Annotated in this window: 6 protein-coding genes; all 6 read right to left on the bottom strand. The window is 74.9% G+C overall.

Annotation, left to right across the window (positions count from 1 at the left end):
- A partial coding sequence (locus ACZ462_RS22125) for a beta-ketoacyl synthase N-terminal-like domain-containing protein (protein ID WP_468252636.1) occupies positions 1-4136 on the bottom strand: 4136 nt, incomplete at its 3' end.
- 89 nt (positions 4137-4225) lie between these two features.
- Positions 4226-5095: an alpha/beta fold hydrolase gene (locus tag ACZ462_RS22120; RefSeq protein WP_467803157.1), complete on the bottom strand. Its 870-nt coding sequence runs from the start codon at positions 5093-5095 to the stop codon at positions 4226-4228.
- Positions 5079-5360, bottom strand: coding sequence for an acyl carrier protein (locus tag ACZ462_RS22115; RefSeq protein ID WP_114059283.1), 282 nt, complete (start codon positions 5358-5360; stop codon positions 5079-5081). Before ACZ462_RS22115 ends, ACZ462_RS22120 begins: the two co-directional genes overlap by 17 nt.
- A gap of 585 nt (positions 5361-5945) precedes the next feature.
- Complete coding sequence (locus ACZ462_RS22110) at positions 5946-6221, bottom strand: chorismate mutase (protein WP_467803155.1); 276 nt, start codon at positions 6219-6221, stop codon at positions 5946-5948.
- A 71-nt stretch (positions 6222-6292) separates the two neighbouring features.
- Positions 6293-8218, bottom strand: coding sequence for an anthranilate synthase family protein (locus ACZ462_RS22105; RefSeq protein WP_467803153.1), 1926 nt, complete (start codon positions 8216-8218; stop codon positions 6293-6295).
- Positions 8215-8874 carry an isochorismatase family protein gene (locus ACZ462_RS22100; RefSeq protein ID WP_365508281.1) on the bottom strand — a complete coding sequence of 220 codons (660 nt, stop codon included), beginning with the start codon at positions 8872-8874 and terminating at the stop codon, positions 8215-8217. The genes ACZ462_RS22105 and ACZ462_RS22100 overlap by 4 nt, the downstream gene beginning before the upstream one ends.
- Positions 8875-8886 lie beyond the last annotated feature (12 nt).

Genomic DNA, 8886 nt, shown 5'->3' with positions numbered 1-8886 from the left:
CGTTCCTGGAGGACGCCCATGATTTCGACGCGCTTGATGGAGTCGATGCCGAGGTCGGCTTCGATGTCCATGTCCAGGTCGAGCATGTCCGCCGGGTAGCCCGTCTTCTCCGAGACCACCTCCAGCAGCACCGCCTCCACCGCGCCCGACGTGGGAGCGGCCGCGGGGGCCGGGGCCGCCGGGGCGGGGGCCGCCGCCGTCGAGCCGGCCATGATGCCGATGATGTCGCGCAGGGTGCGGAGTTCGGCGAGCTGCTCGGGTCCGGCGGTGACGGTGGCGCCCGCGCGTTCCTGGAGGACGCCCATGATTTCGACGCGCTTGATGGAGTCGATGCCGAGGTCGGCTTCGATGTCCATGTCCAGGTCGAGCATGTCCGCCGGGTAGCCCGTCTTCTCCGAGACGACCTCCAGCAGGACGTCCGCCACACCCGCACCGGCCGGGGCCTGCGGCGCGGACACCGGGGCCGGGGCGGGCGCCGGGGCCGGGGCGGCCTTCGGCGCGGCGGGCTGCGGGGCGGCAGCGGGCGCCGGGGCGGCCGGTGCGGCCACGGCCGCGGAGACCAGGACCGGGGCGGCGGCCGGGGCCTGCGGTGCGGGCGCCACCGGGGCGGCGGGCGCGGGGGCCGGGGCGAGGGCGGCCGGGGCCGGGGCGGGCGCCACGGCGGGCCGGGCGGCCGGAGCGGACACCGGCGCCGGGGCGGCGCTGCGGACGGGGGCGCCGGCGGCGGCGCCGAGTTCCAGCCCGGCGAGGTCGCGCAGGATCTCGTTGGCCCGCAGGTGGCTGCGTCCGATGTCGAGCCCGTGCTCCTTGACGGCGTTGACCGCGTCGAGGACCTCGCTCAGCCGGCCCTGTTCGGCCGCCCGCTCCAGAAGCCCCGTCAGGCGCTCGGCGCTCTGCAGCTGGCCCGTCAGGTAGTCGTCGTGCAGGGAAAGGTGGTCGGCCACAAGATCGGCCAGGCGGTCGTTGTCCACGTGGGCTGTCTCCATGACGGCGGGTTCCGGGGCCGGCGTCGGCGTCGGCGCCGGGGCGGGTGCGGAGGCCGCGACCGGGGCGGGTGCGGGCCGGACGGCCACGGCCGTCGCGGTGGCGGCCGGTGCGGAGGCGACCGCGGCCGCGGCCGGGACGGGAGCCGGGGCTGCCGCCGGCGCCTTCGCCGGCGCGGCCGGCGCTGCGGCCGGGGCCTTCGCGGCAGCGGGAGCCGGGGCCTTCGCGGCGGCCGGCACCGCGGCCGGAGCCGCGGGAGCCGGGGCGGCGGCCTTCGGCAGGGTCGGGACCGCGATGCGGTACCCGTTCTCGAGCGCGTCGCGGTACGCGGCCTTGCGCTCCGGCGAGACGTAGTTGATGCCGTTGAGGAGGATGGACATCCCCTTCTTCGGCGCCTGCTCCGCCTGCGCGGCGGGCCCGTACCGGTCCGCGGTCTCCAGCGGCAGGCCGAGCACCGCGAGCTGGGCCACGCCCTGCTTCAGGGCGGTGTCCGCGTCCTTGCCGGGGCCGGCGTCGAGCGCGACGACGGTGTGCTCGCGCCCGCCGAGGATCCGGCCGACCAGCTTCGCCAGCACGTCCTTCGGGCCGAACTCGACGAACACCCGGAACCCGGCCTCGTACATCTCCTCCACGCGGGCGGCGAAGTCGACGGGGTTCAGCAGCTGCTCGGTCAGGATCCGCCGGTTCGCGGCGGTGTCCGCGCCGTACACCGCGCCCCGCGTGTTCGCGAACACCGGCGCGGCGGGCGCGGCGACCTCGACGGCGTCGACGCTGCCGCGGAACGCCTCCACGGCGTGCCCGACGAACGGCGTGTGGAACGCCGCCGACACCGGCAGGCGCGAGGCCCGTACGCCGGCCTCCTTGGCGGCCGCGATCAGCTTCTCCACCTCGGCGGTCGCCCCGCCCACCACGATCTGGTCGGGCGCGTTGCGGTTGCAGACGACGACGCCGTCCACGGCGGCGAGCAGCTCGGCCACCCGCTCCTCCGGGGCGGACACCGCGGCCATCGCACCGGCCTCGAAGCCCTCCTCCGCCGGCGGGGACATCGCGCTGCCGCGGGCCCGGGCGAGCGCGAAGAACGCGTCGTCGTCGAGGGAGCCGGCCGCCCACAGGGCGGTCAGCTCGCCGAAGCTGTGGCCGAGGAAACCGTCGGCGGCGAAGCCCAGTTCGGACAGGTAGCGGTACTGGCCCGCGGACAGGGCGCCGATCGCCGGCTGGGCGTACGCGGTCGCCCGCAGCGCGGCCTCCTGCTCCCTGCGCGCGGCGTCGTCGAACGCGGGCGGCGGGAACGCGACCGCGGACAGCGCGGCGGCCGCGCCCTCGAACTGCCGGTTCGCGGCGTCGAACGCGGCGCGCAGCGGCGGCAGCGCCAGCACGGCGCTCCTGCCCGGGTTGACGTACTGGCTGCCCTGCCCGGAGAACAGGGCGCCGACCTTGCCGGCGGCGGCCGCGCGGCGGCGGAACCAGATGCCCTTCGGGTGCGACCAGGCCTCCTCCGCGGGCCGGGCGCGCAGCTGCCCGAGGGCGGTGTCGCGCAGCGCGGCGAGCTCGCCGGCGGTGCGGGCGACGAGCGCGATGCGGGCGCTGCCCTCGGGGACGGGTCCCGCGGTGGCGGGGGCGCCGCCGGCCAGCAGCTCGGTCAGCGCGGCCGTGTCGGGGGCGTGCCACAGGTGCACGGCGGCCACCTGGTGGCCGGCGCGCAGGTCGTCGCCGTCGCCGTGCTCCTCCAGCACCATGTGGAAGTTGGTGCCGCCGAAGCCGAACGAGGAGATGGCCGCGCGGCGCTTGGGCCGCTCGGGGTGGCGGATCCAGGGGCGGGCCTCGGAGTTGACGTACAGCGGGCCGGCCCCCGGCTGCAGAGAACTGCCGGGCTCCTGCACGTTGATCGTCGGGGGGAGCACCTTGTGGTGCAGGGCCAGCGCCAGCTTGATCATGCCGGCGGCGCCGGCGGCGGCCTTGGTGTGGCCGATCTGCGACTTCACGCTGCCGACGGCCGCGTACGCCTTGGCGTCGGAGGCCTCGGCGAGGACGGAGGTGAGCGCCTTCAGCTCGGTGGCGTCGCCGACGGCGGTGCCGGTGCCGTGCGCCTCGAACAGCTCGACGCTGGCGGGGGAGCAGTCGGCGTCCTCGTACGCGCGGCGCAGCGCGACCATCTGGCCCTCGGCGCGCGGGGCGTAGATGGACTTGAAGCGGCCGTCGCTGGAGGTGCCCATGCCGCGCAGCACCGCGTAGATGCGGTTGCCGTCGCGTTCGGCGTCGGAGAGGCGGCGCAGGGCCAGCATGCCGATGCCCTCGCCGATCAGGGTGCCGTCGGCGTCCTTGTCGAAGGGGCGGATGTTCCCGGACTTCGACAGGGCGGGCGTCTTGCTGAAGCACAGGTACATGAAGATCGTGTTCTCGGCGTCGCAGCCGCCGACGATCATCGTGTCGGAGCGGCGCTCCAGCAGCTCGCTGACGGCCGCGCGGACCGCGCCGAGCGAGCTGGCGCAGGCGGCGTCGACGGTCATGTTGATGCCGCCGAGGTCGAGCCGGTTGGCGACGCGGCCGGCGACGACGTTGCCGAGCATGCCGGGGAAGGAGTTCTCCTCCCACGGGGCGTACGCGAGGCGGAACTTGGCGGCGATCTCCTCGGCGTCCCGGTCGGAGAGGCCGCAGCTGCGGACGACCTCCTTGATGACCGGGGTCTGGAGGCGGGCGGTCAGCGGCTGGGTGAGCTGGTTGGCGCCGGTGATGCCGAGGACCACGCCGGTGCGGGAGGCGTCGTACCAGGGCTGGTCGGCCCCGGCGTCCTTGAGGACGTCGCGGGCGACGACGAGACTGAGGAGCTGGAGGACGTCGGTGACCTCCAGGGTGTTCGGGGGCAGGCCGAACTCCAGCGGGTTGAACGGCACGTCCGGTATGAAGCCGCCGCGCCGGGAGTACGTCTTGTCGGGTGCCGACGGGTCCGGGTCGTAGTGCTCGGACAGGTCCCAGTGGGTGCCGGGCACGTCCTCGATGCAGTCGGCCGCCGCGACCACGTTGGACCAGAACTCGCGCAGGTCGGGCGACTTCGGGTACAGGGCGGAGAGGCCGACGACGGCGATCGGGTCTCGGGCCAGCCGGCGGTCCAGCTGGCTGTCCGACGGCGGAGTGACGGGCTGCGGAGAATTCACGACAGAGCTCTCAGGGTCTCGGGGCGATCGGCCGTGGGCCGGGGTCCGCCGGTCATCGTGGAGAAGGGCCTGCCAGGAGCGGGCGGCGGTCAGGCGGCGTGCACCAGCTGCGCGATCAGGGCGGCGGCGTCCGGGCGGCTGAGCATGGTGTAGTGGTCGCCGGGGCTGCGGTGCAGGGTGAGCCCGCGGGGGGCCAGCGGCTCCCAGCCGAGCGTCGGGTCGTCGGGGATCAGGCTGCCCTCGGCCGTGACGAGGACCAGCGGCACGCTCGACGGCACGGCCTCGTACGGGGTGGTGAGCCGGTTGTTGCGCAGCAGCCCGTCCACGTACGTGTCGTACAGCTTGCGGAGTCCGAACACCGGGGTGCCGGCCTTCAGGGCGCCGGCGGCGACGGCGGCGTCCAGGACGGCCTCCAGGCCGCCGTCGACGTCCGCGCCGGCGAGCCGCTCCGGGTCCGGGGCCACCGGGATGCCGCGCTTCGCCCCGAGGTACAGGGCGAACCAGCCGAGGAGCAGGGTGGGGTCCAGTTCCTCGTCGGACGGCTTGTACGCATCGGTGGGGGCGATGCTGTCCAGCAGGACGAGCCGGCGGGGGCGCTGCCCGGCCGGCAGCTGCTCGACCAGGGCCTGGGCGACGACACCGCCGAAGGACCAGCCGGCCAGGGTGTACGGGCGGGCGTCCTCGGCGCGGGCGCCGAGGAGTTCCGCGGCGAGCCGGCCGGCGAGGTCCTCGACGGTGGTCGCTGCGCGGCCGCCGGTCAGGGCGGCCTCCCAGTACTCGGGGAGCGCCGACAGGTCGAGGACGGTGAGCCCCGACCCGGCCGGCAGCGCCGCGGCGAGCGTCCGGTGCACCTCGGCGTCCAGCGCGCCGGGGTGCACCAGGTACACCGTGTCGGCCCCGGCCGCGGCGGTGCTCAGCCGGCGGACGGGCGCCGGAGTCCGGTCAGGACGCAGCCGCATGCCGTTCCTCGGCTCGGGTCTTGGACTCCTCCGCGATGAAGGCGGCCAGGTCCTTGATGGTGGGGTGGTACCACAGGGTGGTGGTGCCGAGTTCGAATCCGAGCCAGTTCTCCATTTCCCCGGCGAGGATCAGAGCCTCGGTGGAGTCGAGGTCGAGCTCGTCGAAATAAAGCTCCGGCGACACCTCGCTCTGCTCCACACCGAGCTTGTGGGCGATCTTCTCGACAAGCCACTGCTGGGCTTCTGACGCCGTCACAACGAGCACGTTGGTTCCTCCCTGGTCCGTGAATTCCGGAAGACCCGGTCTGAAAGGGGGGCGAGGGCCGGAAACGGCCGTCGTGCGCGTTCGGCGCACGTCCGGACCGCCCTGACGCCGCACTGCCGACAGTTCCTGCACGGCGGTGGGATGAGGCGTCGGAGAAATTACGGGACCCCTGCCCCGGTGATTCCGCCGGCGGCGGGGAAGGAAATGGTGCGGTACATGTGGCACCCCCCCGGGCGGGTCCGGAAACAGAAGACGGAGAAGACGGATCCTGTGAATTCCACGGGTTCTTCCCCGTGCCTTGCCCCTGTCCTTGTCCAGCACAGTAGGCAGGTGCCGGAGGGTGTGGCAAGCAATTCCCGCCGCTGTCCGGGACATGCCTGTCGGGCCTCCACCCGGCATTGAGTTCACGTCGAGGAGCCGCCTCGATTAACGGGAGGAACCCGACCTTTCGGGCGCTCCGGAGGGTGTGCCGCACACGGACGAGCGCCCCTCCGGAGTGGCCGGAAGGGCGCTCATGGGACCCCGCAGAAGCAGTCGCGGGGGGCGGTGCGGACCGGGGGTGCGGGCGGGGCGGGCGCGGGCGGCTCAGGCGCCGGCCGTCGGCAGCAGGTCCGGCCGGTTGCCCAGCTTGAGCAGCAGCAGGGCCAGCGTGGTCCCGTGGGCACCGAGGGCCGAGCGGTAGCGGTTCAGCATCTCGGTCTCCTGGCCCAGCTGGGTCCTCGGCAGTCCCGCCAGGCTCTTCGCCCGCTGGAGCCGCGTGACCAGTTCCGAGCGGCGGCGGACCAGCTCGATGATCGTGCAGTCCAGCTCCGTCACCTGCTCGTCGCGCAGGCCGGCGTCCAGGGTGGCGGTCAGGGGCATGGCTACTCCCGTTCGATGAGGGGTGAGAGGCGGTCGGGGGTGGGGCGGCGGCGGCCCGCAGGCCGGCGCCGTCAGCGGGGCAGGGCCGCCGCCAGCAGGTCCGCGAGGATCTGCGTCGCGTTCTGCGTGAGGACCGACGCCGGGTGGAACTGGACCGAGGCGAACCCCGGGCCCGCCAGCGCGTGGACCTCGCCGGTCGCCGCGTCCCGGAACGCCCGGACGGTGCCCGGCCGGCGGGCGCACCGGAAGGAGTCCTCCGGGCTGTGCGCGGCGAACGTGTTGTAGAAGCCGACCAGTTCCGGCCGGCCGAAGAAGTCGATCTTCAGCTGGACGCCCTGGTGCGGTACCGGCCGGCGCCGCACCTCCAGCCCCAGCAGGGTGCTCAGCACCTGGTGCCCCAGGCACACCGACAGGAACGGCGTCCCGGCGCGCAGCAGCCGCTCCGTCGCCGCCCGCATCGCGGCGATCTTCGGATGGCCGGCGTCCCGAGGGTCGCCCGGACCGGGCCCGACGACCACCAGGTCGTACGCGCCCGGCTCGTACGGCTCGTCGTAGCGGCGGATGCACACCCGCAGCCCCAGCGCGGCCAGCTGGTGCTGCGCCATCGCCGTGAACGTGTCCTCGGCGTCCAGGATCAGCACCCGCCGGCCCGCCAGCCCGGGCCGGGCCTCCGCCCGCGCCTGCGGATCGGCCAGCCAGAACGCGCCCAGCGCCGAGTTCCGGGCCTCCAGCGCCTGCCGCACCGCCGGGCGGTCCCCGAACGACGGCACCGGCTCCGCGGGCGGCGCCTCCCGCTCCAGCGCCGCCAGCAGCCCGGCCGCCTTCGCCCGGGTCTCGGCGACCTCCGACTCCGGCGAGGAGTCCCGGACGAGCGTCGCGCCGACCGCGAGCCGCAGCGAGCCCGACGCGTCCACGTCCGCGGTGCGGATCAGGATCGCCGAGTCCATGGCCCGCCCGCCGTCGGCGTCGCGGCCGATCAGCGCGGCGACCCCGCTGTAGTAGCCGCGGCCCTCCGGCTCGTACTTCCGCACCACCTTGCAGGCGCTCTCCAGCGGGCTGCCCACCACCGTCGGCGCGAACATCGTCTCCCGCAGCACCTCCACGACGTCCAGCCCGGTCCGGCCGCGGATCAGGTACTCGGTGTGCGCCAGGCGCGCCATCTGCTTCAGGTACGGGCCGACGACCTGCCCGCCCTCCGAGCAGATCCGGCCCATCATCTTCAGCTCCTCGTCGACGACCATGTACAGCTCGTCGGCCTCCTTCGGGTCGGCGAGGAAGCCGAGCAGGCCCGCCTCCGTCGGCCCGTCCTCCGGATAGCGGTAGGTGCCGCTGATCGGGTTCATCACCGCGGTCCCGCCCGCCAGGCTGACGTGCCGCTCCGGGGTCGCCCCGATCAGCGTCCGGCCGCCCAGGTGCACGGCGAACGTCCAGTACGCCGACGGCTCGTGCAGCAGCATCCGGCGGAAGAACGACAGCGCGGCCGCCGCCCCCCAGTCCTCCACCACGGCCGTGTACGAGCGCTGGAGCACGAAGTTCGCGCCCTCGCCGCGCCCGATCTCCTCGGCCAGCACCCGCGCCGTCCGCTCCGCGTACGCCGCGTCGTCGAGGTCGAACGCCCCGCCCGAGGTCCGCAGCGGCTCCCGCGGCAGCCGCTCCAGCACCTCCTCCAGCGGCACCACCGCCTGCTCCGCGATCTCCAGGGCCACCAGCGGCGTCCCGTCGTCGGGGCACGCGAAGCCGCGCTCGCGGACCTGCCGGTACGGCAGCAGGGCCAGCAGCTCGTGCCGCCCCCGCGCGCCGGCCGCCGGCAGCGGCAGCCCGGCGAGCCCCTCCGCGTCCGGGACCTCGACGGCCCGGCCGAGCAGCACGTCCACCCCGCCCGAGCCGGACTCCGGCCGGTGGAGCAGTGCGAAGTGCGGTCCGCCGCCGCCCGCCGGGGCGCCTGCCGGGCCGGCCGCCAGGATCCGGCCCAGCAGGTCCCCGCCGCCGGCGGTCAACGGACCGCCTCCGCACCGGCCCCGGCGAGCTGCCGGAGCACGTCCTGCGTGGTGACGGCCATCCCGCAGCGCGTCGCCACGTACTCCACCGCCATCCGGTGGTGCCCCGCGTCGAAGTCCGCGACCGCGTCGGCCACCACGAAGGTCTGGATGTCGTGCGCGAACGCCTCGTTCGCCGTCGCCAGGATCCCCACGTGCGCGTACACCCCGCACACCAGCAGCTGGTCCCGGCCCTGCGCCCGCATCCGCTCCAGCAGGTCCGTCCGGAAGAACGCGCTCGGCCGCCACTTCGTCAGCACCGCGTCGCCCTCCGCGGGGGCCAGCACCGCGGTGATCGCCCGGTCCTGCGGCGCCACCGTCATCCCCGGCCCCCAGAAGTCCTTCAGCAGGCCCCGGTCCGCCGGCGTCATGTCCCCCGGCTGCGCCGTGTACGCCACCGGCACGCCCAGCTCGGCGCACCGCCCGCGCAGCGCCGCACTGTTGGCCTTGAGGTCCGTCAGCGGCTGCGCGCCCGCCGGGAAGGGGTGCAGGAAGTACTCCTGCATGTCGTGGACGAGCAGCACGGCCCGCCGCGGGTCGACCGTCCACCGGGCGGTGTTCACGGGCAGCTCCCCGCCCGACGGCATGCAGTACGGTGCGATCGCCGGGATGCCCATGACGATCTCCTT

The organism is Streptomyces sp. NPDC031121 (assembly GCF_055570615.1).
The sequence above is the reverse complement of the archived record's forward strand: the minus strand, read 5'-3'. Positions and strand labels throughout refer to the sequence as shown.